Raw genomic sequence first — 25953 nt, 5'->3', positions numbered from 1 at the left:
ACGAACATCGGAATGCCCCCCCTCGTAGTGCCAGGGAACTTCGCGGCTCAGGTTCACACTCATGCAAGGAGCGCATCATGGTCGATAAAGCTTATGCCATTCTTCTTCATTCCGAAGACGAGGATAACGGCTACCTGTATTTCCCCATCAAACGGAGCAACCTCGTTTATGGCGGCATGCCGCAGTTCTTCGGCGGCACCAAGAATGCAGGAGAGACCGATCACGACACCATCGCCAGGGAAATGAAGGAGGAAAGCGACGGCAAAATCACCTTGGGGCCCGGCGGGCTGACGTCGGTGTACAAGTCCAAGGTTGGCAACAACAACTACAGCTTCTATGTCGCGGAAAACTACCAGGGAACGAACTTCCTCGGCAGCCTGACCAACAGCGAGATGAGCAGTATCCAGCAGTTCTTTGTCCAGGTCGGACAGCAGGACGATATCGAAGACCTGCTGCGCTCGCTCAAGATTGTGCCGACGGCGGAGTTCGCCGAGTCCGAAACCTATGAGGCCTTCAATCGGGCCATCGCATGGAGTGAGAAATAACCCCGCGGCTTGAGAGGCACAGCCTCATATCGCGCCTTTCAAACCGCTTTTGCCGCCTGGACCCGCAGCGCAATATCGGGCTGCGGGTTTCCAGCCGTTACCCCCGGACATTTGCCGCCAAAGCCGCTAAATTAGCCGCTGCTCCCCCCCTCCTGTCTCGTTGTTTCGCACAAGGAAATGCTCAATGAAACTCATCGGTATGCTCGATTCGCCCTACGTACGCCGTGTCGCCATCACCCTCAAGCGCCTGGATCTCCCGTTCGAGCATGAGTCGTTGTCGGTGTTTCGCACCTTCGAGCAGTTCCAGCGGATCAACCCGGTGGTCAAGGCGCCGACCCTGGTCTGCGACGACGGCACGGTGCTGATGGATTCGAGCCTGATCATCGACTACCTGGAGGCCGTGGCCGGCCGTAGCCTGTTGCCGACGGCACCCCAGGCCCGGGCCCACGACCTGCGGCTGATCGGCCTGGCCCTGGCGGCCTGCGAGAAGTCGGTGCAGATCTACTACGAATACCAGCTGCGCCCCGCGGAAAAACGCCACGAGCCGTGGCTGGAGCGGATCAGCGGGCAGTTGGTGGCGGCCTACGAGGCTTTGGAAAGCGAGCTGGAGAAACGCCCGCTGGCCACCGACGGCAGCATCGACCAGGCCGGCATCAGCCTGGCCGTGGCCTGGAGCTTTACCCAACTGGTGGTGTCCGAGCACCTGGATGCCACACAGTTCCCGCGGGTCAAGGCGTTTGCCGAGTATGCCGAGCGACTCGACTTGTTTGTCAGCACACCGTTGATGTGAAGCCGGCGGTCCAGGTTATCGTTTATCGCGGGCCAGTCGGAGCGCCGCCCGCTCGCTCCGACACAAAACCTCTTCTGTAGTAGCGAGCGGGCGGCGAAACTCAAGGACGGCGCGGTGCCGCTACAGCACCGCGCCAGGCTCAGGCCAGCGCCACCTGCAACGGCGCTTCCGCTTTCAGGCCGAAACGCTCGGCCAGGAACGGGCTGATGTCCAGCGGCAAGGCCTCTTCGTTCACCAGCCGGTCCAGCAGCACCCCGGTGATCGCCGAGGTCAGGATGCCGGTGCGGAAATGCCCGCAGGCGTTGAGGTAGCCTTCCACCCCGCACATCGACCCAAGGATCGGCAGCTCGTCCGGCGAGCCCGGGCGCAGGCCGGCCCAGCAGCGCTTGAGGTTGACCTGTTCCAACTCAGGGACGCAGCGCACCGCGCCCTGCACCAGGCCCTGGATTTCCCGGTAGGTGGTGCTGACGTCGAAGCCTTTGTCCTCGGTGGTGCTGCCGATCAGGATCTCACCGTTGTCCTTCTGCGCCATGTAGCAGTCGCTGGTGGTCAGGCAACCGTTGAGCAGCTTGGGCATGCGCTCGGTGAGCAGGATCTGGCCCTTGACCGGCTTCACCGGAATGCTCGCGCCGGTGGCCTGCAGGCTCAGTTCGGCGGCCCAGGCGCCGGCGGCGTTGATCAGGGTGTCGCAATGGAAAGTCCCCGCCTCCGCCGTCTGCACCCCGCTGATCCGGCTGCCCTGGTGCAGCACGCCGGTGACGTTGGTGTTGAAGTACATGTCCACGCCGTTCTGCCGCGCGCCTTCGGTGTAGGCGTCGGCCAGGCGGAACGGGTTGACCTGATGGTCGCAGAGGAATTCCAGGGCGCCCTGGGCCTCATGGCTGACGTTTGGCTCCGACTCGCGCAGCGCTGCCTGGTCGAGCCAGCGCACCTGGTCCGCCAGGTGCGGAATGCACGACACGATGTGCTCAGCGTAGAGCCGGTCCTCGGCGTCGTAGATCACGAACTTCAGCCCGGTGCGTTCGAACTTGAAATCCATGCCGTGGCGCTCGCGCAGTTCCTGGTGCAACTGCGGGTACAGGGCGTTGGATTGCAGGGCGAAGTCGAAGAACGACTGCGGCAGGATATGCGGCGTGCTGGAGTCCACCAGCACCGCCGCGCCATTGGCCTGGCGCTTGTTGCGGGCCGACATCATGCGAAAGAAGATCACCCCGCAGCCCAGCCCCACCGACTCGCCGATGGCCCACAGGCCGCCGGCCGAGGCACGGGTCGCGTTGCCCGGACGCTTGGCGTCGATCAGTGCCACCCGCAGGTTCTTGCGCTTGGACAACTGGTAGGCACAGGAGGCGCCAATCACACCGCCGCCAGCGATGACCACGTCGTAGAACTTACTCATGATTCAAAGCATCCTTGCTCGGTTGAGGGAAAGCGGAAAACGGAATCGGGTCCAGGGGGAAGCGCGGGCGCAGCCAGCCCACATCCTGGCGCCCGGTGGCCTGGCGCAGGCGGTCGCTGCAATAGCCCACGCACATCCGCCCCTGGCAGTCGCCCATGCTCACCCGGGTGCGCATCTTCAGGCTGGCCATGTCTTGCACGCCCTGCTCCAGGGCGCGGTCGATATCGCCGCGGGTCGCGTGTTCGCAACGGCAGATCAGGGTGTCGGCGGCCGGCAGGTCGATCTGCCCGGTGCCGCGCTCGGTGTAGCGGTCCACCGCCGCGCGGAAGCGGCTGATGGAGGCCAGTTTGTTCTGGTACTTCTGGCGCCGCTCCAGGGCCGCCTCGTTGCTCAGCACATCGCGCTGCATCAGGATCGACAGCGCGGCGATGCGCCCGGTGAGCATCGCCGCCTCGCCGCCGCGAATGCCGCCCATGTCCCCCGCCAGGTGAATGTGCGGCTCGCTGCTCTGCTGCCAGACGTTGGCCGTGGCCCGCAGGTAGCCGTCATGACTGAAACCGTGGTTGAGGCCCATCTGCTGGCTGAGCTGGGTGCGCGGGATAAAGCCGTAGCCCACCGCCAGGGTCTGCGCGGCGATCTGCTGCCGACGCGAGAGGTCCGGCTCCCAGCGCGCCGAGTACGGCGCCACGCTGACGCTTTCCACGCCGTCCGTGCCCTGGGCCTCGACCACGCCCCAGCCGTAATGCATGGGAATGCGGTGCAGCTTGAGGTAGGCGAGCATGCTCAGGCCGTCGAGGAACAGCTGCGGCTTGTTCAGCAGCGCCAGGCTTTCCTTGGCGATCCGGCCGAAGCCGCAGGCCTCGTAGACCGCCGCCACGTTGGCGCCGCTGGCGTGTAGCTGGCAGGCCACCAGGGGCAGCAGCGGCCCGGTGCCGGCGATCACCACCGGCCCGCGCGGCTTGACCACGCCGCTCTTGATCTGCAACTGCAAACCGCCCAGCAGCATCACCCCGGGCAGGGTCCAGCCGGGGAACGGCACGCTGCGCTCGTGGCAGCCGGCGGCCAGCAGCAATTGCGGGTATTGCACTTCCGCCAGGCGCTCGTCGGCGTCCAGCAGAACCAGGCTGTCCTTGCCTTCTGCCCCCACCACCCGGTGGTTGAGGCGCACATCGATCATCTGTTCGCAGTCGGAGAAGGCGCCGTGCAGTTTCGCCAGGGCTTCGCAATAACGCGGCCCCAGGTAGTCCAGTTGCACGCCGTCGCGCAGCGGTCCGCGATAGACCACCCCGCCCAGGCGCGAGGCCTCGTCGACCAGGGTGCTGCGCACGCCGTGCTCGGCCAGCTCGATGGCGGCCGCCATGCCGGCGGGACCGCCGCCGACGATCAGTGGGTTCAGGCTCATTGCACCTCCTCCACCTCAGTAATGCGGTTGGCTTCGGTCTGCACCTGCATGCCCGGCCGCACCTGGGTCTGGCAGGCCCGGCGCTTGTGCCGGCCGTCGATCTGCACCAGGCAGCAGTGGCACACGCCCATGCCGCAATAGGCACCGGCCAGTTGGCCATGGTCGTTGCGTGCCACCTGGCGCAGCCCCAGGGACTGGATGACGCTGAGCACGGTTTCGCCAATCGCCGCCGTCACCGGCTGGCCATTGAGGCTGATGGTCATATCCGCCTGTTGCAGCGGCTGGATATCGAAGGATCGTTGGGTATGGCGCATCAGGAAATTCGTCCTTGAACAGAGTGAAGAGGAATGCCAGCGTCCTGCTGTGCATCGCCGCGGGCCTCGGGTCTGTGGACCCGGCCAACGGTTGCGCGGCGCCAGCTCCTCGGGGCTGAACTGCGGACCAATCTAGTGGTTTTGTCGGACAAGAACATTGACCTGGGCCAAGCAAAGCGCCAAGCCCTGGAATCTGCCTAGCGCCTACTTGCGCTTGTAGCTCTTGTTGCCGCTGGGCGTCAGGCAATAGACCCCGCCCCGGGGCCCGGTGCAGAAGCTGCCGCTGCCGCAGGAGCAGCCTTCGTCGCTGCGGATCAGCGTTTGTGGACGAGCGGTCTGGCTCGAGCTGCCAAAGTGGGCGCTGCAGCTTTTTTTCGAGCCGCTGATGGAGCCGTCGTTGCACAGGAACAGTTCGCCATCGCAGCCGGCGATCCCGCCCTTCTTGCCGGAACAGGGTTGGTTGGCGGCGAACGCCGGGGACAAAGCCAGGGAAAACGTCAGCGCCAGCCAGCAGGTGCCGAGGGTTTTCCAGCCGAGGGATCGAGTCAGGTGCATCGCGCAGCATCCATGCCGGGAGTGTGGCCGGATGATATCAGCGATTGCGCGCCCCGCCTGCTACCTTTCGCCCACCATGCCCAAGATGAAAGATAATTTAGAAAGCCCGCGGCGTTTTCTTGGCAAAATATGGGCCTGTGTCATGCAATCCCAATCAGGTAAGCCCTTATGACCCGCATTCTGACCATCGAAGACGATGCCGTAACCGCCCGCGAAATCGTGGCCGAACTGAGCAGCCACGGGCTGGACGTGGACTGGGTCGACAACGGTCGCGAAGGCCTGGTGCGCGCCGTCAGCGGCGACTACGACCTGATCACCCTGGACCGCATGCTGCCGGAGCTGGACGGCCTGGCGATCGTCACCACCCTGCGCACCATCGGCGTGTCGACGCCGATCCTGATGATCAGCGCCCTGTCCGACGTCGACGAACGGGTGCGCGGCCTGCGCGCCGGCGGCGACGACTACCTGACCAAGCCTTTCGCCTCCGACGAGATGGCGGCCCGGGTCGAGGTGCTGCTACGGCGCAAAAGCACGGTGCAGGAACTCGAGACCAGCCTGCGGGTGGCCGACCTGGAACTGAACCTGATCAGCCGCGAGGCGACCCGCGCCGAGCAGTTGCTGAGCCTGTTGCCCACCGAGTACAAGCTGCTGGAATTCCTGATGCGCAACACCGGGCAGATCCTCTCGCGGATGATGATTTTCGAGGAGGTCTGGGGTTATCACTTCGACCCGGGCACCAACCTGATCGACGTGCATATCGGCCGCCTGCGCAAGAAGATCGACCCGCCCGGCATGACCCCGCTGATCCGCACCGTGCGAGGCTCGGGTTATGTCATTGCTGAACCCCTCTAAGGGCTGGCGCTCCTCCAGCAGCCGTCTGCTGGCGCTCTACAGTTCGCTGTTCGTGGCCTGGAGCGGCATCCTCATGGGCGTCATGTACTACGAGGTGTCCAGCTATCTGGAGAGCCTGGCCAAGCACTCGCTGATGCAACGCCAACACCTGTTTGCGCGCTTCCAGGGCGAACAACTGGAAGAAGCCCTGACCACCAGCATGACCTTCGACATGCGCGCCATCGACGCCTACGGCCTGTTCGACGAGCGGCTGCGCTACCTCAGCGGACCGATCCGCGAGATCCCCGACGACCTGCCCCTGGACGGGCAGATCCACGAGCTCCAGGGCTGCATCGACTCCGACGACCCCGACCTGCCCCGCGACAGCTGCGATGCGGTGGCCACCTACACCCGCGACGGCCGCTGGCTGATCCTGGTGCGCGACAACGGCTCGCTGTTCGCGGTGACGCGGATCATTCTCCATGCGCTGCTGTGGGGGGTGTCGCTGACCATCATTCCCGGGGCCGCCGGCTGGCACCTGCTGCGGCGCCGGCCGCTGCGGCGGATCCGCAAGATCCAGGCCAGCGCCGAGGCCATAGTCGCCGGCGACCTGACCCACCGCCTGCCGCTGTCCAACCGCCGCGACGAACTGGACATGCTGGCGGCCATCGTCAACGCCATGCTCGACCGTATCGAGCGGCTGATGAACGAGGTCAAGGGCGTGTGCGACAACATCGCCCATGACCTGCGCACCCCGCTGACCCGCCTGCGCGCCCAGCTGTATCGCATGCAGCAGCAAGCCGCCGAAGGCACCCCCGAGGCGCTGCAATTGGACCAGGTGCTGGGCGAGGCCGACCGGCTGATGGCGCGCTTTCGCGGCCTGTTGCGGATTTCCGAAATCGAGGATCACCAGCGGCGCTCGGGCTTCGTCGAACTCGATCCACTGCCCTTGCTGCAGGAGCTGCATGACTTTTACCTGCCCCTGGCCGAGGAAGGCCAACTGACTCTGACCCTGGAAATGCCCGCGACGCTGCCGAGCCTGACCGGCGACCGCGCCCTGCTGTTCGAGGCCCTGGCCAATCTGTTGAGCAACTCGATCAAGTTCACCCCGACCGGTGGCGAGGTGATTTTGCGCGGGGTCGAGGATGGCGGCAGCACGCGCCTGGAAGTCCTGGACTCCGGTCCCGGCATTCCCGAGGCCGAACGCCAGGCGGTCTTCCAGCGCTTCTACCGGGTCGACGACAGCAACTCCCACGGCGGCTTCGGCCTCGGCCTGTCCATAGTCGCCGCCATCGTCAGCCTGCACGGCTTCAAGCTCGACGTCGGCAGCAGCCCCAGCGGCGGCGCCCGCCTGAGCCTCGACTGCCGGCCGAGCCTGATCGCCAAGACCTGAGCGGCTCTTGTCGCTACAGGGTGACGCATGCTCCTACGAACAGCGCCCCCGCAACTTCAACCAACCCGCAGCATCTCCAGCGCCCGCAAGATCCCCGCGAGCGTGCCGCTCGATCGCAGCCTGCGGCAGCGGCTACACAAAGCATGACGGGAGCAGATCCAAGAGTGTCGCCGCATCCTGTAGCCGCTGCCGAGCGCAGCGAGGCTGCGATCGCCCGGAACGGGCGCGGCGTGCTCAAGGGCGCAGCTCTCTCAAGGGCACGACGCAGCTCAGTGGCTGGAAATACCCAGGGCCTTCAGCCGTCGGTACAGGGTGCGTTCGCTCAGGCCCAGGGCCTTGGCCAGTTCGCTGCGCGAGCCGTCGAACACCTCCAGGGCGTGGGCCAGTTGTTCCAGGTCCTTGCCGCTGCGTCGGCGAGCCGGCGGCGCTACGGTGGCCTGGTCCGCGCGCAGTTCCTCGGGCAGGTCCTGGACCCGGATCACCCCGTCGTCGCTGAACAGCCGCGCCCGTTCGAGGATATTGCGCAGCTCGCGGATATTGCCCGGGTAGGCATACAGGCCCAGGCGCGCCAGGGCCTCGGGCGCGACCCGCGGCACGGCGCCGGGCGCCAGGCGTTGCAGCAGGCTGTCGATCAGCAGCGGCAGGTCGTCGCTACGCTCGCGCAGGGCCGGCAGGCGGATCGGGAAGGCGCTGATGCGGTAGTACAGGTCCTGGCGGAAGGTGCCGGCGGCGACCATTTCCTTGAGCGGCTTGTGGGTCGCCGAGACCAGGCGGAAATCCGAATGCACGGTGCGCAGGCTGCCCACCGGGCGGAAGCTGCCGGACTCGATCAGCCGCAGCAGCTTGACCTGCATCGCCAGCGGCACCTCGCCGATCTCGTCAAGAAACAAGGTGCCGCCATGGGCCGCCTCGGCCAGGCCGATCTTGCGTTGCAGGGCGCCGGTAAAAGCGCCCTTCTCATAACCGAACAGCTCGCTCTCCAGCAGGGTTTCGGTGAGACCGGTGCAATCCACCACCACCAGCGGCCCATTGGCCCGCGGGCTGCCGTCGTGCAGGGCGCGGGCGAACAGCTCCTTGCCGGTCCCGGACTCGCCCTGCAACAGCACCGGAATCGGCGACGGCGCCGCCCGCTGCAGGGCGCTCAGGGCTTGATTGAACGCCGGCGAACGCCCCACCAGGCCCTTCTGCTGCGGCTGCACCGAGGCCACCGCCACCGAACTCAAGCGCTCGACATAGGCCACCACCTGCCCCGCGTCGCCGAGGATCGGCCGCAACTCCACATCCACATGCTCCGGCCCGCGCGGGGTGTGGTGGACATGCAGCAGGCGCTCCGGCAGGCGGGTCTCGAAGGCCTTGCGCATCGGGCAATGTTCGCCGGCCTGGTCGCAGGGCACGGCGAACTGGTGGGAGACCCGGTAGCACTTGGCGCCGATATGGGGCTTGCCCTCGACGCCGAACTGGCGCTGGTAGGCGGTATTGGCGGCGAGGATGTTGTAGTCGGTGTCTAACAGAATCGTCGGCTGGGCGTCATGCTCCAGATAGGAAACCAGGGCTAACATTTCAGGACTGGCAAGGGCATTCGTGGGCTGGGACATGGCAACTCCAAGGCATTGCGCGGCAGCTTAAACCAAGGGTGCGGCTTCTGCCATTTCCTGCCACGAACTGCCAGATGACTGCCACGAAAAAATGGCAGCGATCGCCAGAACGCCGACTCCAGGCCTTTGAATTCAATGAATTGGCGTTAACGAGGGCGTGCCAGGGTTGGCACGTTTATTGACAGTCCAAGTGACGACTGCTCGCGTCACCCCATTGTTCGGAGAGCCCAATGATCATCGGCACATCGCTGTGCGTAGAAGCCTTTTTCGACCACCAGACGTGGACCATCAGTTATCTGGTGATGGACCTGGAAACCCGGCGCTGCGCATTGATCGACAGCGTGCTGGACTACGACCCCAAGTCCGGCCGCACCTGCACCGCGTCCGCCGACCAGTTGATCGCCCGGGTCCGCGAACTCGACGCCCAGGTGGACTGGATCCTCGAAACCCATGTGCACGCCGACCACCTGTCCGCCGCGGCCTACCTCAAGGCGCAGCTCGGCGCCCGGGTGGCGATCGGGCACAAGATCACCGTGGTGCAGCAGGTGTTCGGCCAGCTGTTCAACGAAGATGCGCGCTTCGCCCGCGACGGCAGCCAGTTCGACGTGCTGCTGGACGACGACAGCCCCTTCGCCATCGGCAACCTCCAGGCCCGCGCCCTGCACACCCCCGGCCATACCCCGGCGTGCATGACCTACCTGGTACAGGTCGGCGAGGAGACCGTGGCCTTCGTCGGCGACACCCTGTTCATGCCCGACTATGGCACCGCCCGCTGCGACTTTCCCGGCGCCGACGCGCGCACCCTGTACCGCTCCATCGGCAAGATCCTCGCCTTGGCGCCGCAGACCCGGCTGTTCATGTGCCACGACTACCTGCCCAACGGCCGCGAGCTGCAATACATGACCACAGTCGCCGAGCAGCGCGCGCACAACATCCATATTCACGAAGGCATCGACGAAGACAGTTTCGTGGCGATGCGCGAAGCCCGCGATGCGACCCTGGAAATGCCGATGCTGATCCTGCCCTCGGTGCAGATCAACATGCGCAGCGGCCAGTTCCCCGAACCTGACGACAACGGCGTGAGCTACCTGAAGATCCCGCTGAACGCCCTGTAAAAAACTATAACGCCACTCCACCAGGAGACGATGCCATGCGCCCCATTACTCCCAACCCTCGTGCCGTCAACGGCAGCCACCAGGTCCTGATCGTCGGCGGCGGTGCCGCCGGCATTGCCACCGCGTCCAGCCTGCTCAGCCGCGATCCGCAGCTGGATGTCGCCATCATCGACCCGGCCGACACCCACTATTACCAGCCCGGCTGGACCCTGGTCGGCGCCGGGGTGTTCCGTGCCGAAGACACCGCTCGCTCCATGGCCTCGCTGATCCCCAAGGGCGTGACCTGGATCCAGGCCGCGGTGAACAGCTTCGAGCCGGAACACAACGCCCTGCTGCTCAACGACGGCCGCGTGCTGGGTTACGACCAGTTGATCGTCTGCCCGGGCCTCAAGCTCGACTGGAATGCCATCGAGGGCCTGAGCGAAACCCTGGGCAAAAACGGCGTGACCTCCAACTACCGCTACGACCTGGCGCCCTACACCTGGCAACTGGCGCAGAACCTCAAGCAGGGCCAGGCGCTGTTCAGCCAGCCGCCGATGCCGATCAAATGCGCCGGCGCGCCGCAGAAGGCCATGTACCTGTCCTGCGATCACTGGCTGCGCAACGGCCGGCTGGGGCAGATCGACACCCGCTTCCTGAATGCCGGCGGCGTGCTGTTCGGCGTGCCGGACTATGTACCGGCGCTGATGGAATACGTGAAGAAATACAAGATCGCCCTGGACTTCGGCCACAACCTGGTGGCGGTGGATGGCCCGAATAAACGCGCGACCTTCATCCGCAACAAAGTCGACGGCCAACAGGAACGCATCGAGTTGCCCTTCGACATGCTGCACGTGGTGCCGCCGCAGACCGCCCCGGACTTCATTCGCAACAGCCCCCTGGCCGACGCCGCCGGCTGGATCGATGTCGACCCCAACAGCCTGCAGCACAAGCGCTACAGCAATATCCACGGCCTCGGCGACGGCACCAATACCAGCAACGCGAAAACCGCCGCGGCGGCGCGCAAGCAGGCGCCGGTGGTGGCCACCAACGTACTGGTGAACCTCAAGCGCCTGGCGACGCGGGCGCAGTACGACGGCTACGGCTCCTGCCCACTGACCGTGGAACGGGGCAAGATCGTCCTCGCCGAATTCACCTACGGCGGCAAGGTCGCGCCGAGCTTCCCCGCGTGGCTGCTCGACGGTCGCCAGCCGACCCGCCGCGCCTGGTGGTTGAAGGAACGCATCCTGCCGCCGCTGTACTGGCGCGGCATGCTCAAGGGCCATGAATGGCTGGCCAAGCCGGAGCTGGTGGCGGACCTGCCGAAACCATGACTGAGTACAACCTGCTGGGCGCCGGACTCGGTGCCCTGATCGGCCTGATCCTGGCCCTGACCGGGGCCGGCGGTGGGATTCTCGCGGTGCCGCTGCTGGTGTTCGGCCTGGGCCTGAGCATGGTCGAGGCGGCGCCCATCGGCCTGCTCGCGGTGGGCCTGGCGGCCAGCGTCGGCGCGGTGCTGGGCTTGCGCGAAGGCATCGTGCGTTACCGCGCCGCCGGCTTTGTCGCCGCCATCGGCATCCTGATGGCGCCGGTCGGCCTGTGGCTGGCCCATCGCTTGCCGAACCTGCCCCTGGCCCTGCTGTTCTCCGCGGTGCTGCTGTACGCCTGCGGGCGCATCCTGCTCAAGGCCACCCGCGAACTGCGCCACGGCCAGCCGGCGCCCCGGGTGGCGTTCCAGCCCTGCGTGCTCAACCCGTTGCAGGGAAGGCTGCGCTGGACCCTGCCCTGCGCCCGCGCCCTGACCCTCACCGGCATGCTCTCGGGCCTGCTGTCCGGGCTGCTGGGCGTCGGCGGTGGCTTCGTGATCATCCCAGCGCTGACCCGCTACACCAACCTGGACAGCAAAAGCATCGTCGCCACCTCCCTGGCGGTGATCGCCCTGGTGTCCGCGGGGAGCGTGGTGACGGCGAGCCTGAGCGGCGTGATGCACTGGGCCGTGGGCGCGCCCTTCGCCCTGGGCGCGGTGCTGGGGCTGATCGCCGGCCGGCAAGTCGCCCGCTACCTGGCGGGGCCGCGCTTGCAGCAATTGTTTGCGCTGGTGGGGATGCTGGCAGCCGTCATGCTCAGCCTCGGCGCGCTAGGCGCCTGGCACTGAACCCGAGTCCGCTCCTAGTGCCTTCGTAGGAGCGAAGCTTGCTCGCGACAACGCCCGACCAGACGACAAAAACCTCCCGGCAATAGACCGTTCCTACAACCAAATCAGCCCCGGCTCTGCCTCTTACAGATTCCTCCTAAACCCTCTCCCCACCCTTCCCGGTACGGTTGTCTGCCTCCTCTTCAACCGCACCAGGACCACCCATGGCCAACAACGGACCCGGGCCGATGCCCAACCCTCTACGGCCCGCCCCCCCAACGAACACCCCCGCTGAACGCAGCGCCGAAACCGAGCAGCCCAGCTATGGCGAACAGCTCTGGGCGCAGTATGAGAAGTACGCCAAAGAGCCCACACCACCGCCCGAAAAGGTTCAGGTGGCGCTGCGCATCGGGGTGTTTTTCGACGGCACCGGCAATAACGCCAGCAACTCGGCCATGGGGCAACTGTGTGGGGCTCAACACCCTATCGAGCCCCAGGACCTCGATGGCAACTGCAAGCCGTATATGAAGGATCCGGAGAGTAGTTATGGGAATGTCGGGATCGCTGACCGCAGGCGCGGGGTCGCGCGACGGTGTGGTCTCCGGATCCACGGCGGTGGGTCTCTGGCGCGATCTGAATCTGTCACGCATCGACGCATAGGAGAAGTCCGAGGTATCGGCAACGTCAGGGAGATCGTCGAACTTGAGCCGCGGACGACTCGGAATCTCCAGGTCGCGGTGGGCACGGTTTGAAAGGGATACCCGAAGCCTTGGCAGCGGTTTTCCCTGACACGACGCCGCAAACCTGTATCGTGCATCTGATCCGTAACAGCCTGGACTACGCAGGTTGGGATAAACGTCGAGCGTTCTCAAACCCATTTACCAGGCGGTCAATGCCGAGACTGCCGAACAAGCCCTGAACGCCTTCGAAACAGGATCATGGGGAAAGCAGTATCCAACCGTCGTTGCTGCTTGGCGCCGGGCCTGGGATAGGATCATTCCGTTTTTTGTTTTCCCGGCAGGCATTCGCAAGGTGGTTTACACAACGAACGCCATCGAGAGCATCAACGCTCAACTGCGAAAGATCATTAAGACTCGGGGGCACTTTCCCTCGGATGATCATGCTGTTGCAAAGGGCTGAGGAAATAGTCGATCACCCGGCGCTGGCCGCTCTTCAGTTCTGCGGTGACCGACATCCCCGGCGACAGGACCACGCTCTGCCCATTGGCCATCAGGTGATCGGACTTCAGGCGAACGCGGCTGCTGTAGATCAGCCCGCGTTTTCATCGTCGATGGCGTCGCCGGAGACGCTGAGCGCTTCGCCGACATGAAGCGCCCTGGCCGCCGCCGTTACTCATTTAATCGATGGCCTTGCGCGTCATTTTAGAGACTGCACATGTGGCGGCTAAAATGAGCGGCTTGGGTCAAAATCGCATCAGCGCCAACAGTTTCGCTTGCCCGGCGTCGTTTTCACAGCCTGATCCTAAATCGTAGCGTCTGATCTAGTAGCGCGTGGCGAGTAACCGAGACGCAATGGCTGGCATCAGGATCAGCGCTCCAATCATGTTCCAGGTGAACAACAGCATTAGCAGCAGCCCCATGTCGGCCTGGAATTTCAGGCTGGAAAACACCCAGGTGGCCACGCCCAAGGCCAAAGTGATGCCGGTGAAGGCTACCGAGGTGCCTGTGGTCTTCAGCGCTTCAAAGTAGGCCTGGCGATAATTCATGCCCTGGAGCAGAAAGCCCTCTATGCGGCTATAGAGATAAATCCCGTAGTCGACACCGATGCCAACACCTAAAGCGATCACCGGCAGGGTGGCGATTTTCACCCCTAGGTCCATTTGTGCCATCACCGCCTCGCAGAGCACGGTGGAAAGGTACAGCGGCGCCATCAAGGCGAAGGTCACCTTGAGGGAACGGAACTCCCAGAACACCACCAGCGAGATGATCACGAACACCAGCACCAGCATCCGTTTCTCGGACGTCTTGATGACCATGTTGGTAGCCGCCTCAATACCGGCGTTACCTGCCGCTTGGAGGATCTCGAATTCGCCAGCGTCGTATTTCCTGGTGAATGTCTCAACGGCACTGGCTACGCGAGCGAGGGTTTCGGCTTTGTGGTCGCTGAGGAAGAGGCTGATCGGCGCCACACTGCAGTCGCGATCGACCAGCTCCGCCGGGGCACCGGCTCGGGCACTGTTCATCACGAACTGATCGCGGGAAAATTCCGCCCACTTTGGATTGCCCTCATTGCGCGCCAGCAGGCCAAAGCGCATGGTGCGGTACAGCGAGCTTATCGACTCGACACCTTCGACTTGCAGCAAATGTCGCTCCAGCTGGTTGGCCAGGTCGGCGGCGGCAAAGCGCGCACATTGCTCGCGTGGTGTTTTGAACATCACGACATAGACGTCGGTGCTAGTGGTGTAGTGCTCGAGTAGGTAGGCATTATCTTGGTTGTAGCGAGCATTAGGGCGAAATTCAGGCGCCCCGGCTTCCAGGTCGCCAATCTTCAGGTCCTGGCGTGCCTGATAGCCTAGGCCGAGAAGGACCAGGCCAACCAGGACGAGCAGCAAGGCAATACGAGGTTCTACCACCGCGCTAAGACGGCGGAACACTGGCCAGGAGGATTCGGCACGCTTGTGTTGTTGCCTGATACCGCGAGGGCTGACGCCGACGTAGGACATCAGAACGGGCAATAGGAACATCTTGGTGAATATGGCGACGAATACGCCGATGCTCGCCGTTATCGCCAGCTGCCTGATCACACCGATGTCGATAACCAGCAGGGTAATGAAACCGATCCCGTCAGCAAGCAAGGCGGTCGTGCCGGGAATGAACAGTGCGCGAAAGGTCCGCCGAGAGGCTTCGATTGGCGTGGCGCCACTCCCCATTTCGCTCATCATCAGGTTGATATTTTGCACGGCGTGGCTAATGCCGATGGCGAAGACCAGGAACGGCACAAGCACCGAGTATGGATCCATGCCGTAGCCCAGCAGGCTGAGCAGGCCGATCTGACCGATGACCGTGAGCAGGCACGTCAGCACGGTGACCGCAGTGCTTCGCCAGCAGCGGCAATAGCCGTACAGCAGAATGCTGATCAACACGACGGTAATGGCGAAAAACAACGCGATATCGCTAACGGCGGCCAGCAGGTCGCCAATGATCTGGGCGAAACCGATCACGCGGATATGTACGCCCTGGGCGGCGTAATGCTCGCGCACCTCCTCCAGTCGCTGGCTGAAGGCGCCATAGTCCAGCGGCTGGCCGGTTTCCGGGTCGTTCTCTAGCAACGGCACGCGGATGAGCGTCGAGCGCAGGTCGTTGGCGACAAAGCTGCCCACCATATTCGCGCGAAGGATGTTTTGGCGCACTTGGGCGAGCGACGCCTGGCTGCCATCATAGCCATCGGGAATGATCCTGCCCGAACGAACTCCTTCGGTAGTGACCTCGCTCCAGGTCGCATTTGGGGTCCACAGCGACTTCAAGTTGCCGCGGTCGACACCGGGAACATAAAAGAGCCTGTCGTTGACCTCGCGCAGCGTTTCCAAGTATTCGCGCGTCAGGATGCTGTCCTTGTCGCTCTCCACAATGACGCGCAGCACGTTGCTTTGCGGGCGCAGCACATCCTCGAACTTCAGGTAGTTCTGGATGAATGGATGACCGGTCGGGATCATGCGGTTGAAGCTGACGTCCGGGCGCCACTGCAGGGCTTTGTAACCCAGCAGCAGCGACATGATCGCGAAGAACACCAATACCATCACACGGTGATGAAACAGGACACGTTCGGCTCTCGCCACTAGAGCAGGCATTGCTTTTAACGGTTTGGCAGGCATGTCGAGAGGGAGGGAGGCGTTCATGGCTGTTCCTGCGCGGTCAATTGCGAGAGGGGCAGCGTGCGCAGACCCTGCCCGCCAACGAGGGCGATCTCATCGGTGGGCAGGACACTGGCGCTAAGCCACGCGGTCTGCCCGGGGGAGCGCCAGGTCTTGAAATGCTTCAGATCCTGGCTATGCAGAATGACGCCGGCCTGGCCGGTGAGCACCAGGCTGCCATCAGCCAGTTGCTCGCCGCCGTACAGGCTGAACTTGCCGGGCAGCTCGATGGCCTGCCAACTGCGCCCCAAATCCGCGCTGCGCAGTAATGTTCCGCCAAAGCCCATGGCCAACAGGGTCCCGTCGCGCAGTGACAGGAGCTTGTACAACGACGCCTTGGTCAGTTGCTGCGGCGCCTGCCATTTTCCCTCTGCGAGCCGATACAGACGGCCACCCTCTCCCGCCACCAGCAGGCCGCCATCCGGCAGCCCGAGTACGCTGTTGAGGTGCAGGCGTTCGGGGTTGTGCAGGCCAGAAAGAAAGCGCCAGTGTTTGCCGCCATCCTGCGTTTGCAGAATCATGCCGTAGGCGCCCACCACCCAACCTTCACTGGGATTGCGGAACCACACGCCGAGCAAGGGACGCGAGGGCCCTGACTCGATCCCGGCCTTGACATCGTCGAGTGCGAAATAGGCATCTTCGAGAACACCATCGAGTGTCTTGTCGTCTGGCGCTGCGGCCTTGGTGGCTTCCAGCCGGGCGACTTCAGCCTCGGTCCATTGCAGCATCAGGTTGCTGATTGTGCGGCCATCGCTTTGCTTGAGCCAGGTCCGACCACCATCAACGCTGTGCAGAATCACGCCGTCATGGCCAACCGCCCAGCCGTTATGGTCGTCGACGAAATGCACGGCGGTCAGCAATAGGTCCACCGGTACGCTGCTCTGTTGCAGATGCCCGTCGGCATCGCGAATCAGGATTCGGCCACCCTCACCGACCAGGACCAGGCGCTCGCCCAGGCGATGTACGTCCGTCAGCAGCGTCTGCCCTGTCAGAGGGGAGGTTTGCGCGGGCCGCTCGAGACGGTCGGCAAGCGGTGCAGCAAAGGCCGAGCCAGCGATGACACTCGTGCTCAGGCCGAGTGCCAGGCCAAGACCAGGGCGAATGGAAGTCTTCATGGCTTCTCTCTGTGGAAGGGGGCGGCTGCTGCGCAACCACCCCGCGCGGAAAAATGGACTTCAGCGACCGGAACGGCGCAACGCCGCTGCGCTGAAGTCCTTGAGCGCAGCCTGGACGCCGAACTGGGTGATCTTCTCCTCGTTCTCCAGGCCGTAGACTACGTAGCGACGGGCCTGCAGGTCGTAGGCGACTTCGCTGACATGAATCGCCGAAAGCACGTCGTAGCGCTGCAGACTGTGAGCTTCCTGAACCCGCCACAATTCGCCGCGACCGTCGTATAGATCGGAGGCGAGGATCCCCCAGCTGTCTTCGTCGATGTAGAAGACCCGTTTGGCATAGATGTGCCGTTGGCCGGGCTTAAGCGTGGCCTCCACCACCCAGACGCGGTGAGGTTCGTAACGGATCAGGTCCTGGTTGAGGTGATTGGGCTGAATGATCTGCCCGTATTTGAGCGAGCGGTCGGCCAGCTTGTAGGTGTTGTACGGCACCAGCATTTCCCGTTTGCCCACCAGCTTCCAGTCGTACTTGTCCGGTGCGCCGCTGAACATGTCGATCATGTCGTTGGTACGCAGGCCATCGGAAGTGCTCACCGGAGAATCGTAAGAAATCTCCGGGGCGCGCAGGACGCGGCGTTGCCCCGGGTTGTAGACCCAGGCCAGGCGAGTTTCCTGCGTCTGGTCGATGGGTTCGTGGACCAGGGTCTGGCCGCCCGCGACACTTTCCGGCGAAGTGACCTTACCCAGGTAGTAGTACAGCCGATTCGGCTCCGGGTTGCCCATGGCCGAGGCCATCACCAGTTTTACCTCTCGGCGCACAGGCGAGAAGCTGCCATTGGCCTGGACAACCATTTCCGTGGGGTAGTACTGGTAGCCACCGGCGCGGTAGCGCACCAAATGGTTGTAGAGGACCTCCAAGGCCGAATGAGGAATCGGGAAAGGGACACTGGTGCTCTGATACCCGACCATTCCATTGCCATTGTTGGCCAGGGTGATGCCGATCGCTTCCTGAGCGATGTGGGCATACTCGGTCTGGGGCAATGCAGCGGTGCGATGGCTCGGATAGATATTCATCTTGTAGCTGGGGTACTTCTGCAGCATGGCTTTGTAGCCGGGGCTGAGCAGTTCGGCATACTGCGCCATATTGGCGGCCGTGATGGTGTACGTCGGTTGTTCGCCTGCGAACGGATCGAGGTAGCCCTTGCTGGCATCGAACCCCGGCGGTGGCTTCGTCAGGCCACCGGTCCAAGCCGGAATGCTGCCACTGGCATTGCCGACCTTTTGCGCGCCGATCGGGGTCAGAGACTGACCCAGGAGAGCGGTTTCTGTAGCGTCGATCTGGGCTAGGGCAACATTGCTGGCGAGGCCGATGAGCCCACTGAGTACGACGGCCGGGATCTTGTTTTTATTCATGGAAGTTACCTCGGGGTCAGAAGCCCATGCGCAGGCTGAGGGCGATGAAGTCTCGGTCGGTGGCCGCTAATGGGGTATTGCCGCTACCGGACCAGGACAGGTCGGCGGAGTAGTTCTGCAGGTAGTCGGCCTTCACACCGACAGTGCCCAGCAGGCGGTCTTCAACAAAGTTGCCGTCGTAAGACCAGCCCTTAACGTCTTGACCGAAAGCGATGTAAGGCGAGACGTTGACGCCGGCCAACAGCCCCGAGTAAGTCAGCTGCGCGCGCATCCGGTAGCCCCAGGAAAACTTCGTGGCGTAGCCGTCTGCGGAACACGCCAGCTTCTTGTACTTCTCCACTGGAGCGCCCAGCACACAACCGGCGGCACTGCCTTGGGCCAGATCGGAACCCAACTGGTCCCCTTTGCTGTAACGGCGGTCTGCGAGGCTCGGCAGGTCATGCATGTACTTCATGCCCACCTCACCGACCAGGTTGAGACTATCGGCTCCCAGCACCTGCGAGATGGAATTGGCGACACCGAGCGAGAGCTGCGATATCTCGCGGCGGTCATAGCCGTTGTAGACGGAACCGGGGGGTGCGTTGAGCGCGTCTTCACCAAGGGTAATTGGCTGTCCGATCGCCGCGCCCGTCACCGCAGCGTTGCCGGCGAACGCTGGGATCAAGTCGCCACTGGCCAGTTGCACCGGCTGATTGGGTCGATAGCTGTACTCGCCGAAAACCGAGGTTCCTCCCAGGCTGGTTGAGAAACTCAGGCCGAAGACGCGGATGTCCTCGGGAAAGTCGGCGAAATACCGGGCGTTGGTATTTTGCTGCCCGGGCAGCCATCCCGTACCTCCTGCCGGCCTTTTGGTCGTGATGATGCTGGTGTAGGGCGTACGCGAATGGATGTTCATTGCATAAGCGCCGAATTCGGTACTGATGGCGTCGGCGAAGTAGCGCAGAGCGATACCGAACTGGCCGGCATTGCTCGGCTCGCGGTCCTCGGCCCGATGGATTATGAGGTCGTTCGCGTAGGCGAACTGGTCGTTCGGGTTAGCAACCGCCCCCAACCGCGGAATCCCGAAGCAACCTTCAGGCAGGAAATCGTTGCTGGCAAAGTAGGTCCCGCAGCCTTCGAGCACGGATTGGCGCCACTGCAACTGATAGAACGCTTCCAGACTCAGGCTGTCGGTCAGGCCAAGGTTGCCATACAGCATGGGCACCGGCAGCAATGCCTCCTTGAGCTGCGAACCGGGGCGCCGCAGGGCCGCGAGGTCCACAGGGTTCACCGCGTTGATGCCGTTTTGCAGGTAGAGCCCCTCCCCCCAGTTGACTACCTGGTTGCCGGCCCTCAGGTTCAGGGAGTGTTCTGCCAGTTCGAAATCACCGAACACATAGGCGTCGAGCAGGTCCACGCCCTGGAACTTGGCCAGGTCGTCGAAATGGCTGTCATTGAGCTTGCTGTCGGGTTTGTAGCCGTTGGCCGAGTGGCCAAAGTCCACTTCGCGGTTGTTCAGGGTGTAATCGTACCAGGCTTTGCCGCGAAGGAAGGCGCCGTAATTGCGCCAGTTCACTTCGAGTTCGCCAAGCAGGGTGACTGGCGAAGACACCAGATTGCGCTTGCGGAAATTCAGACGGCCATCGTCAGCGTTACGGGCGCCATTGGGGTTGAACTGGCCGGGCGAACCGTAGCCGACACTGTTGGCGTTGCCCTGGAAAATCAGATTGCTGTCCGGCTTCGCGGCGTTCCAGATGCCGCCAAGGCTGAGGCTGCCATTGGTCCGTCCGCTGATTTCGCCCCATTGGAATTCCCCGGCGGTTGCTTGCAGGGACACGGCCCAGGCCAAAGGTGAAAGGGCAACCAGCGTCTTGGTGAACCAGGCGCGGTGCAGGTACCGTCTTGTTTGTTTATGAACCATGAGTCTTTTCTCTAATTGTTATAGGCGCGGCTCATTGCCCAGCCGCCATCCTTCGGCAGCCTGTTTGCGTAAGGCTCCGAAGGAGGAGTGCCAGGGGATTGCGAGATTTGTGCTGGTTGCCCTCCTGATCAAAGGCAATCAAGCACTGGCGTCAGAAGGCCTGAGGTTCTGCCAATCGCTTGAGGCGGCGATATTCCAACACCAGCGAGTAGAGGCAGATGGGCACCACGATCAGGTCGATACCAATATGGAACAGGCTGAACGGGTTGGGATGAACGAGCATGAAGCGCGCAGCACCGCAGATTCCTCCTACCGTGGGGAGGTACGCGCCCAGCCACAGGCCCAGAGTTCCCGGGCGCAGCAGTAGCCAGCCGACGACCACATAGATAGCCCCGAAGCTCGCAGCCCCGATAACGTTCAAGGCCATGCCATACACCCAGAGTTGCGAGAGGTGCGTCCCGCCGGAAAGCAGCATCAGTACGCCAGCAAGCTGGCGGGCTGCCATGAGTTTTTTCTGATTCATTATTCTTATTTTCCTCAATGAAGGTTCAACGCCATCGCGCTAGTTCACGCTCTCGATCAACGAGCTGACATACCCTGGGCCGCCCTTGCCCTCATCTTCGACTTCGACGTAGTAGGCCAACTTGTGACCCTCCTTCAGCGGCAGGCGTGCGGTGTATGCGTCCTGTTCCTTGGTCAGCACGATGGAGTCCCATTTGGCACCACGCCAGTCGACGGACGTCGGGTTGTACGAGTAGAACAGCCTGACCCCAAGAGGCGACGCTGGGGACTTCACTCTGGCCGTCACCATCAGCTTGCCCCCCTCGACAACCCCATGAGCCTGGATACTGGGAAGCTCGCGTCCGAGGAATGTGTGGGCCAACCACATCCGCCAGGCAGCCAGGTGCTTGGCAGAAACCCAGGTGTGCGTGGTGTTGTCCACTGCCAGGAAGGCCTTGTCCCCACTCATGTCCCGCAGCATGCTGTTGGGTGAACCGAGCGCGAAGAATTCATCGTTGGTCCCGAGCGTAACCAGGTAGTTGGAGCGGATCTTGTTACGCCAGAAGTAGGGGTCGAAATGTGTCAGCATCTGGAGACCGACAGGGTTGTTGATCGCCCGCAAGACATCCTCAGCGGGCTGGTAGCCCGGCCCCTCGCGAGCTTCGGCTGGCCCCCCTACCCCGGGGCCGAACTCGGCGAATTTCTTGGCGACAAAGTAGAGTGTATTGCCGCCGTAAAAGCAGGTAGACATGATGCCCGCTACGCGGTCGGGGTCGACTCCGGTCGCAATGGTTACCCCATAGCCCCGCTTGGAGCAGCCCATAAGCACGGCACGCTCAGTGCCAATTCCAGGAAGGGAATGCAGCAACGTTATCGCACGCAGATAGGACTTCGTGATGGGGTAATAGCCATTCCAGGTGAGATCACGAGTCTCCAATGTCTTTTTGAAGGCGTAGCCCACGAAATCGGATTCGCTCATTCCCCAATAGTCTTGCGCCGGGTTGGCGAAGAGCATGATGGGCATGCCCAGGTCGATCGCTGTCCCTTCGGCATATTCCGCTTCGGTGTTCTGGTTCGTGACAGGAATCGTGCGACGCTTCCAGTCCGGAAGGTCGAAGAACTGCCGCTCGGTTCCGATGATCCCCGCGTTGCCGCCGCCCTGGTAGTCGGCAGGCACATAGATTCGTGCGGGATGCTTCCAAACCAGATCTTTCCAGTTCTGGCTGGTGAAGTTCAGCTCGATGATGCGCACGCGCTTGCCCGGCCGCGCAGTACTCGCTACGACCCGGTCGCTGCTGACGACCGGGTTGAGGGTGGTCTCATCCCGAATCTCCTGCATGTCAAAATATTTGGCCGGCCCCACATCCTCAGCTCGCGCCGAACCGATGCAGAGCAGCATCAAGGCATAGCAACCAAAGACAGCAGCAATTCTCTTCATGGAATCTCCTTAATTCTGATAGGTCGGAATGGACCCTCGTGGCGGCATTGTGGTGGGCCGATATTTTTCTGTAAATTATGGGTTCATGATCAGGCCATCAGGTTTTGTTATGACCAAGAGTCTCCCTTCGAGTGGCAAGTCGACACATCTGAATGCTGTGCGTGCACCCTGGCTTGACCGACTACGCATCAGGCACCTGCGCCTCCTGGAACTGATTGCAGAGCACGGTTCCCTCTCGGCGGCGGCACAACAATTGGCGCTCAGTCAGCCGGCAGCGACACAGATGCTGCATGAACTGGAAGGCGCCTTCAGGGTTGAACTGGTCACTCGCACCACGCGAGGCGCGGTGCTTACACCGACGGGGCTGGTGGCACTGGAGAGGCTACGTATCGCCCTCAACGCACTTGGCGCGGCGGCAGTGGCGATAGAAGAAGCGCCGCTGGTGCCGGTGGTAAGACTCGGTGTGCTGCCGCTCGTTGGCGTGGCTGCCCTACCGAGGCTACTTGCGGCTATTACGGCGAGGTCTGACTGCCCGAGGCTGATCGTTCAGGAATCCACGGTGGATGGACTGTTCGCGATGCTTGGCACTGGAGAACTTGACTGTGTGATCGGCCGTATAGGATCCAGGCAGGAAGCGACCGCAACAAGCAACGTGCTGGTGACGCCGCTGTGGGAAGAGCGCCTTACCATTGCCTGCGCACTGGATCATCCGGTGGGGCAACGGCGTACGGTCGGGCTGGCCGAACTTCGCGAACTGGAATGGATAGTCGCGCCTCGCGGCGCCTACATTCGCCAGGCTTTTGAGGAGCCGTTCCTGGCAGCCGGCATTGTGCCGCCCCTTCCCAGCATCGAATCCTTTTCGTTCCATACCAATCTTTGCATGGTCGCCAAAAGTCGACTGCTCACGGCGGCCCCGAAAAGCGCAGTGCGGCACTACGAGGGGCTAGGAATGGTGCGCTCGGTTCGTCACGATCTTTCATTCCCAGCGGGCCGTGCTGTGTTTATCACCCGTGAGGACATGACGGCTTCGCCGAGCGTGATGCTGATCCGAACGGCCCTGCTCGAGTTGGTGCAAGATGAGGTATGGGGTGGCGGCCAATAACGCCAGATCGCTTGTAGCGTGCTGTTCAGGTAGCTGACTTGGCCAGCCGCTTACCTTGCGCCGACAGTACCAGCGACACCAGCAACAACGCCGCCAGCCCGCGAAAAAGATCGATCAGCCGCATCAGAAACTCCCCTCGAGAGACTGAATGAATTCCAGCCGGTCAGGGCTGATCACACGGTAATAATCCCAACGCTGGGGCCGCTTATTCCTGCTAGCTGAACTCCATCTGCCCACTGGGCGAAAAACGTAGAGTGCCGTCCACGGCGAACTGCTCCAGCTGCGGATGGCGCAGATACGCCTGAGTCTGTGGGTGGTACAGGTAATACTGGGTCGGCGCGCGCAGCACACTGCCGTACGGGCCGTTCAAGCTATAACTCTGCACCTGGAAATCGAGGGTGGAATCGGCATCGAAATGCTCGAAGGTCAGGGTACGGGTTCCGGTCGGCGACAGGCACCACTGCCCCCAACCTCCTACACCACCTCGCCGGTGGCCCGGCTCAGCACCCGGACAGTGTCCACCCGCCCCGTGTCCTCCCCGGCATTGCGCACGGCATGCACACTGAAATAGAACTGCTTGTCGGCCGCCGCTACTTTCGCTCGGTGGTGCAACTGGTCGCCCGCAACGAGTACCGTGCCAACTTTGCCCTGAGTCGGGTCAAGCCTGACCATCGCGAAATCACCCTACCCGGCGCGCATTCGGATATCGGCGGCGGTTATCTGGATAAGGTACAGGAGTGTGTGCTGGTCAGCCCGATGCAAGCGCTGGAAGTCTCGATCAATACTGACGTGACCCACACCTCGATTTACCGGGATGCGGCCCAGGCAAGAACCCGCTGGTTGGCGCAGGGTTGGCCCGCACAATGGCTGGAAATCGTCACACCGGAGCCGCTGTTGCTACCCCAGGATCCACAGGACCGCCTTGCCCCCCGAAGAAAACGGGTGTATGCCGGCCTGCAACTCAAAAGGCCAATGAGCAACAAGCTGGCGGGAGTATCTCTGCGCGTCATGTATGAACTGGCGAAGCAGAACGGTGTGCGCTTCAACGCAATTGACGAAGAGGATCCGGACTACGCCCTTGCGCAAGAGCTTCAAACCCTGTGTGACAGGTTTGTCGCCGGTGACTACAGTACGACGCCAGCCGAGGAGACCCTGCTCAAGTTGCGCTATATCCATCTCTCGGCTCACTGGAATCACCCGCTGGGTAAACGGGACGGCGGCAGTCTTAAAGTCGTCTATATCAACGCCCCCACGGTGGATGCCGTGCGTGTGCAACATCCTCACGTACCTGACTGGACGCTTTGGTAATGAGAGTATTCATCGCCCTGCTGGGCGCACTGCTGTTAAGTGGCTGTCACGCTGATCCGCTTTCTGGAAAAAATGATCCAAAGGCACCTTGGTGGCAGCTTGGCTTCACCCAGCCGTACTACATGAAAGTCTGGGTCGAGGACACTGCTGTTGAAGACATCAACGGCCAACTCTTCAAACATACCGGCCGCGGCTCCGCTGCCGATGGTGACCCCGGTTTAAAGAAGGAATGGGCCAGGGGCTGGAATGGCGTTGGAGGCGGTGGATGGTCAGTGATTGGGGCAGATCTTCCTAAGCGCATCTACGTGCGCTGGCAATCGGTCGTGGAACCAAAAACTTATTGGGCATGGGTGGATATCCCGGAAGAAGCCCGGAAAATCATGACCACCTCTACTAACCGACGCTGCCCGGAAACTCCAAATCAGAATGCCCGCTATATGGCATCAGTTTATATGGGACTGGCTCCAGGCGGCATTGTGCAAATTTGGGTTCGAGATGAATGCCGTAACACAATCAAAGTCGCCCGCGCCCAAGCTGAGATAGAGCCGCTAGGCCCACACCTGGGCAAATCCAACGGCCACTATTACCCCCTGTCCGAAAACGCCAAACGCTACATCCAGCAATACGGCATCCCCTACGGCAGCTGGTAACCGCCCCCTGCCCCCATAAAAAAACCGGCCTCCCAGCCGGTTTTTTTCATTCGCTCAACAACACTTCGGTCCCGCCTTGCCGCCGTACCGAGCCTCCTGGCGCTCCCGAAAGAACGCCTCGTAGCTCATCACCGGCTGGTCCGGGTGCTTGGCCTGCATATGCTCGACGTAAGTGTCGTAGTCGGGCATGCCGACCATCAGGCGCGCGGCCTGACCGAGGTATTTACCGAGGCGACTCAGGTCATTGAACATGGTTGCAATCCTCGCTTACGCATCCGGCAGGGCATGGAATGGCGCTTCTTTATCCGTGCGTTCCTTGTTGCCCCAGGCGGCGATGCCGACCTTGAGCGCGTAGAACAGGATGCTGAACACCACCAGCAGGAACAGCGCGGTCAACGTGGCGTTGGTGTAGGCGTTGAAGATCACGTGCTGCATCTGCTCGATGCTCTTGGCCGGGGCCAGTACCTGGCCGGCGGCCAGGGCATCGCTGTATTTCTTGGCCAGGGCCAGGAAGCCGATCGCCGGGTTGGCGTCGAACAGCTTGATCAGGCCCGCGGTGGTGGTGCAGATCAGCAGCCAGGCCGCCGGCAGCAGGGTGACCCAGATGTG

Annotated in this window: 22 protein-coding genes and 5 pseudogenes; 12 read left to right on the top strand and 15 right to left on the bottom strand. The window is 62.7% G+C overall.

Annotation, left to right across the window (positions count from 1 at the left end):
• Nucleotides 1-77: 77 nt before the first annotated feature.
• Together ACQKQA_RS12135 and ACQKQA_RS12130 are read left to right on the top strand one after the other, a co-directional pair.
• Nucleotides 78-545 (top strand): NUDIX hydrolase, encoded by a 468-nt coding sequence (locus ACQKQA_RS12135; RefSeq protein WP_427557264.1) that lies wholly within the window; start codon nt 78-80, stop codon nt 543-545.
• 184 nt (nt 546-729) lie between these two features.
• Nucleotides 730-1335: a glutathione S-transferase gene (locus ACQKQA_RS12130; RefSeq protein ID WP_427557262.1), complete on the top strand. Its 606-nt coding sequence runs from the start codon at nt 730-732 to the stop codon at nt 1333-1335.
• 139 nt (nt 1336-1474) lie between these two features.
• On the opposite strand, the gene hcnC is transcribed toward ACQKQA_RS12130, so the two are convergent.
• The 4 genes from hcnC to ACQKQA_RS12110 all read right to left on the bottom strand — a co-directional run bounded on the left by hcnC (nt 1475) and on the right by ACQKQA_RS12110 (nt 5002).
• Nucleotides 1475-2731, bottom strand: coding sequence for a cyanide-forming glycine dehydrogenase subunit HcnC (gene hcnC / locus ACQKQA_RS12125; RefSeq protein ID WP_427557259.1), 1257 nt, complete (start codon nt 2729-2731; stop codon nt 1475-1477).
• Nucleotides 2724-4133, bottom strand: a complete 1410-nt coding sequence (gene hcnB / locus ACQKQA_RS12120) for a cyanide-forming glycine dehydrogenase subunit HcnB (RefSeq protein WP_427557256.1) — start codon at nt 4131-4133, stop codon at nt 2724-2726. Before hcnB ends, hcnC begins: the two co-directional genes overlap by 8 nt.
• The gene (hcnA, locus tag ACQKQA_RS12115) at nt 4130-4447 is read right to left on the bottom strand and encodes a cyanide-forming glycine dehydrogenase subunit HcnA (RefSeq protein WP_427557254.1); all 318 of its coding nucleotides are present in this window, start codon (nt 4445-4447) and stop codon (nt 4130-4132) included. The genes hcnB and hcnA overlap by 4 nt, the downstream gene beginning before the upstream one ends.
• Before the next feature lie 204 nt (nt 4448-4651).
• Nucleotides 4652-5002: a hypothetical protein gene (locus ACQKQA_RS12110; protein WP_427557252.1), complete on the bottom strand. Its 351-nt coding sequence runs from the start codon at nt 5000-5002 to the stop codon at nt 4652-4654.
• A gap of 168 nt (nt 5003-5170) precedes the next feature.
• On the opposite strand from ACQKQA_RS12110, the gene ACQKQA_RS12105 reads away from it, so the two are divergent.
• Both ACQKQA_RS12105 and ACQKQA_RS12100 read left to right on the top strand, forming a co-directional pair.
• Entirely contained in the window at nt 5171-5854 is a 684-nt protein-coding gene (locus tag ACQKQA_RS12105; RefSeq protein ID WP_427557250.1) for a response regulator transcription factor, read from the top strand.
• Nucleotides 5832-7226: a sensor histidine kinase gene (locus ACQKQA_RS12100; protein WP_427557248.1), complete on the top strand. Its 1395-nt coding sequence runs from the start codon at nt 5832-5834 to the stop codon at nt 7224-7226. The genes ACQKQA_RS12105 and ACQKQA_RS12100 overlap by 23 nt, the downstream gene beginning before the upstream one ends.
• Nucleotides 7227-7495: 269 nt before the next feature.
• Here the strand turns inward: ACQKQA_RS12100 and ACQKQA_RS12095 are convergent, their stop codons facing one another.
• The gene (locus ACQKQA_RS12095) at nt 7496-8821 is read right to left on the bottom strand and encodes a sigma-54 interaction domain-containing protein (protein ID WP_427557246.1); all 1326 of its coding nucleotides are present in this window, start codon (nt 8819-8821) and stop codon (nt 7496-7498) included.
• Between the two features lie 230 nt (nt 8822-9051).
• Between ACQKQA_RS12095 and ACQKQA_RS12090 the strand changes: the two genes are divergently transcribed.
• The 5 genes and pseudogenes from ACQKQA_RS12090 to ACQKQA_RS12070 all read left to right on the top strand — a co-directional run.
• A complete protein-coding gene (locus tag ACQKQA_RS12090; protein ID WP_427557244.1) occupies nt 9052-9936 on the top strand; it encodes an MBL fold metallo-hydrolase in 885 nt (294 codons plus the stop codon).
• A gap of 35 nt (nt 9937-9971) precedes the next feature.
• Nucleotides 9972-11249, top strand: a complete 1278-nt coding sequence (locus ACQKQA_RS12085; RefSeq protein WP_427557241.1) for an NAD(P)/FAD-dependent oxidoreductase — start codon at nt 9972-9974, stop codon at nt 11247-11249.
• Nucleotides 11246-12070 (top strand): sulfite exporter TauE/SafE family protein, encoded by an 825-nt coding sequence (locus tag ACQKQA_RS12080; RefSeq protein WP_427557239.1) that lies wholly within the window; start codon nt 11246-11248, stop codon nt 12068-12070. Before ACQKQA_RS12085 ends, ACQKQA_RS12080 begins: the two co-directional genes overlap by 4 nt.
• Before the next feature lie 203 nt (nt 12071-12273).
• Nucleotides 12274-12603: pseudogene (locus tag ACQKQA_RS12075) on the top strand (DUF2235 domain-containing protein); the annotation flags it as partial.
• 191 nt (nt 12604-12794) lie between these two features.
• Nucleotides 12795-13174: pseudogene (locus tag ACQKQA_RS12070) on the top strand (transposase); the annotation flags it as partial.
• Here the strand turns inward: ACQKQA_RS12070 and ACQKQA_RS12065 are convergent.
• From ACQKQA_RS12065 to ACQKQA_RS12035, 7 genes and pseudogenes are all read right to left on the bottom strand, one after another.
• A pseudogene (locus tag ACQKQA_RS12065) lies at nt 13137-13372 on the bottom strand (hypothetical protein); the annotation flags it as partial. The pseudogenes ACQKQA_RS12070 and ACQKQA_RS12065 sit on opposite strands and share 38 nt — an antisense overlap.
• Before the next feature lie 178 nt (nt 13373-13550).
• On the bottom strand, nt 13551-15905 hold the full coding sequence (locus ACQKQA_RS12060; RefSeq protein WP_427557236.1) for an efflux RND transporter permease subunit: 2355 nt from the start codon (nt 15903-15905) through the stop codon (nt 13551-13553).
• Nucleotides 15902-17035, bottom strand: a complete 1134-nt coding sequence (locus ACQKQA_RS12055; RefSeq protein ID WP_427557233.1) for a WD40/YVTN/BNR-like repeat-containing protein — start codon at nt 17033-17035, stop codon at nt 15902-15904. Before ACQKQA_RS12055 ends, ACQKQA_RS12060 begins: the two co-directional genes overlap by 4 nt.
• 60 nt (nt 17036-17095) lie before the next feature.
• Nucleotides 17096-18445, bottom strand: a complete 1350-nt coding sequence (locus tag ACQKQA_RS12050; RefSeq protein ID WP_427557230.1) for a DUF1329 domain-containing protein — start codon at nt 18443-18445, stop codon at nt 17096-17098.
• 16 nt (nt 18446-18461) lie between these two features.
• Nucleotides 18462-20345, bottom strand: a complete 1884-nt coding sequence (locus ACQKQA_RS12045; RefSeq protein WP_427557227.1) for a DUF1302 domain-containing protein — start codon at nt 20343-20345, stop codon at nt 18462-18464.
• 151 nt (nt 20346-20496) lie between these two features.
• Nucleotides 20497-20868 (bottom strand): hypothetical protein, encoded by a 372-nt coding sequence (locus ACQKQA_RS12040; protein WP_427557224.1) that lies wholly within the window; start codon nt 20866-20868, stop codon nt 20497-20499.
• A 39-nt stretch (nt 20869-20907) separates the two neighbouring features.
• Complete coding sequence (locus ACQKQA_RS12035; RefSeq protein WP_427557221.1) at nt 20908-22284, bottom strand: PhoPQ-activated protein PqaA family protein; 1377 nt, start codon at nt 22282-22284, stop codon at nt 20908-20910.
• A 109-nt stretch (nt 22285-22393) separates the two neighbouring features.
• Here ACQKQA_RS12035 and ACQKQA_RS12030 point away from each other — a divergent pair, with 109 nt between their 5' ends.
• Nucleotides 22394-23386 (top strand): LysR family transcriptional regulator, encoded by a 993-nt coding sequence (locus tag ACQKQA_RS12030; RefSeq protein ID WP_427557219.1) that lies wholly within the window; start codon nt 22394-22396, stop codon nt 23384-23386.
• Between the two features lie 214 nt (nt 23387-23600).
• Here the strand turns inward: ACQKQA_RS12030 and ACQKQA_RS12025 are convergent, their stop codons facing one another.
• The gene (locus ACQKQA_RS12025; RefSeq protein WP_427557216.1) at nt 23601-23756 is read right to left on the bottom strand and encodes a hypothetical protein; all 156 of its coding nucleotides are present in this window, start codon (nt 23754-23756) and stop codon (nt 23601-23603) included.
• A gap of 197 nt (nt 23757-23953) precedes the next feature.
• Here ACQKQA_RS12025 and ACQKQA_RS12020 point away from each other — a divergent pair.
• Both ACQKQA_RS12020 and ACQKQA_RS12015 read left to right on the top strand, forming a co-directional pair.
• Nucleotides 23954-24694 (top strand): annotated as a pseudogene (locus tag ACQKQA_RS12020) (DUF2235 domain-containing protein); the annotation flags it as partial.
• Complete coding sequence (locus ACQKQA_RS12015) at nt 24694-25344, top strand: DUF2931 family protein (protein ID WP_427557213.1); 651 nt, start codon at nt 24694-24696, stop codon at nt 25342-25344. The pseudogene ACQKQA_RS12020 and the gene ACQKQA_RS12015, both read left to right, overlap by 1 nt.
• A 54-nt stretch (nt 25345-25398) precedes the next feature.
• On the opposite strand, the gene ACQKQA_RS12010 is transcribed toward ACQKQA_RS12015, so the two are convergent.
• Both ACQKQA_RS12010 and ACQKQA_RS12005 read right to left on the bottom strand, forming a co-directional pair.
• Entirely contained in the window at nt 25399-25596 is a 198-nt protein-coding gene (locus tag ACQKQA_RS12010; RefSeq protein ID WP_427557211.1) for a YbdD/YjiX family protein, read from the bottom strand.
• 15 nt (nt 25597-25611) lie between these two features.
• Nucleotides 25612-25953, bottom strand: a pseudogene (locus ACQKQA_RS12005) (carbon starvation protein A); the annotation flags it as partial.

It is taken from the genome of Pseudomonas sp. NPDC089530, from assembly GCF_050280705.1.
Taxonomy (GTDB): Bacteria; Pseudomonadota; Gammaproteobacteria; order Pseudomonadales; family Pseudomonadaceae; genus Aquipseudomonas.
The sequence above is the reverse complement of the archived record's forward strand: the minus strand, read 5'-3'. Positions and strand labels throughout refer to the sequence as shown.

What these genes read in the sequence shown, in the direction of transcription:
- ACQKQA_RS12080 (WP_427557239.1), top strand. Translation starts at nt 11,246, where the DNA reads ATGACTGAGTACAACCTGCTGGGCGCCGGACTCGGTGCCCTGATCGGC.
- ACQKQA_RS12015 (WP_427557213.1), top strand. Translation starts at nt 24,694, where the DNA reads ATGAGAGTATTCATCGCCCTGCTGGGCGCACTGCTGTTAAGTGGCTGT.
- ACQKQA_RS12090 (WP_427557244.1), top strand. Translation starts at nt 9,052, where the DNA reads ATGATCATCGGCACATCGCTGTGCGTAGAAGCCTTTTTCGACCACCAG.
- ACQKQA_RS12130 (WP_427557262.1), top strand. Translation starts at nt 730, where the DNA reads ATGAAACTCATCGGTATGCTCGATTCGCCCTACGTACGCCGTGTCGCC.
- ACQKQA_RS12135 (WP_427557264.1), top strand. Translation starts at nt 78, where the DNA reads ATGGTCGATAAAGCTTATGCCATTCTTCTTCATTCCGAAGACGAGGAT.
- ACQKQA_RS12040 (WP_427557224.1), bottom strand. Translation starts at nt 20,868, where the DNA reads ATGAATCAGAAAAAACTCATGGCAGCCCGCCAGCTTGCTGGCGTACTG.
- ACQKQA_RS12105 (WP_427557250.1), top strand. Translation starts at nt 5,171, where the DNA reads ATGACCCGCATTCTGACCATCGAAGACGATGCCGTAACCGCCCGCGAA.
- ACQKQA_RS12050 (WP_427557230.1), bottom strand. Translation starts at nt 18,445, where the DNA reads ATGAATAAAAACAAGATCCCGGCCGTCGTACTCAGTGGGCTCATCGGC.
- hcnB (WP_427557256.1), bottom strand. Translation starts at nt 4,133, where the DNA reads ATGAGCCTGAACCCACTGATCGTCGGCGGCGGTCCCGCCGGCATGGCG.
- ACQKQA_RS12085 (WP_427557241.1), top strand. Translation starts at nt 9,972, where the DNA reads ATGCGCCCCATTACTCCCAACCCTCGTGCCGTCAACGGCAGCCACCAG.
- ACQKQA_RS12055 (WP_427557233.1), bottom strand. Translation starts at nt 17,035, where the DNA reads ATGAAGACTTCCATTCGCCCTGGTCTTGGCCTGGCACTCGGCCTGAGC.
- ACQKQA_RS12100 (WP_427557248.1), top strand. Translation starts at nt 5,832, where the DNA reads ATGTCATTGCTGAACCCCTCTAAGGGCTGGCGCTCCTCCAGCAGCCGT.
- hcnA (WP_427557254.1), bottom strand. Translation starts at nt 4,447, where the DNA reads ATGCGCCATACCCAACGATCCTTCGATATCCAGCCGCTGCAACAGGCG.
- ACQKQA_RS12060 (WP_427557236.1), bottom strand. Translation starts at nt 15,905, where the DNA reads ATGAACGCCTCCCTCCCTCTCGACATGCCTGCCAAACCGTTAAAAGCA.
- ACQKQA_RS12095 (WP_427557246.1), bottom strand. Translation starts at nt 8,821, where the DNA reads ATGTCCCAGCCCACGAATGCCCTTGCCAGTCCTGAAATGTTAGCCCTG.
- ACQKQA_RS12010 (WP_427557211.1), bottom strand. Translation starts at nt 25,596, where the DNA reads ATGTTCAATGACCTGAGTCGCCTCGGTAAATACCTCGGTCAGGCCGCG.
- ACQKQA_RS12110 (WP_427557252.1), bottom strand. Translation starts at nt 5,002, where the DNA reads ATGCACCTGACTCGATCCCTCGGCTGGAAAACCCTCGGCACCTGCTGG.
- hcnC (WP_427557259.1), bottom strand. Translation starts at nt 2,731, where the DNA reads ATGAGTAAGTTCTACGACGTGGTCATCGCTGGCGGCGGTGTGATTGGC.
- ACQKQA_RS12045 (WP_427557227.1), bottom strand. Translation starts at nt 20,345, where the DNA reads ATGGTTCATAAACAAACAAGACGGTACCTGCACCGCGCCTGGTTCACC.
- ACQKQA_RS12030 (WP_427557219.1), top strand. Translation starts at nt 22,394, where the DNA reads ATGACCAAGAGTCTCCCTTCGAGTGGCAAGTCGACACATCTGAATGCT.
- ACQKQA_RS12035 (WP_427557221.1), bottom strand. Translation starts at nt 22,284, where the DNA reads ATGAAGAGAATTGCTGCTGTCTTTGGTTGCTATGCCTTGATGCTGCTC.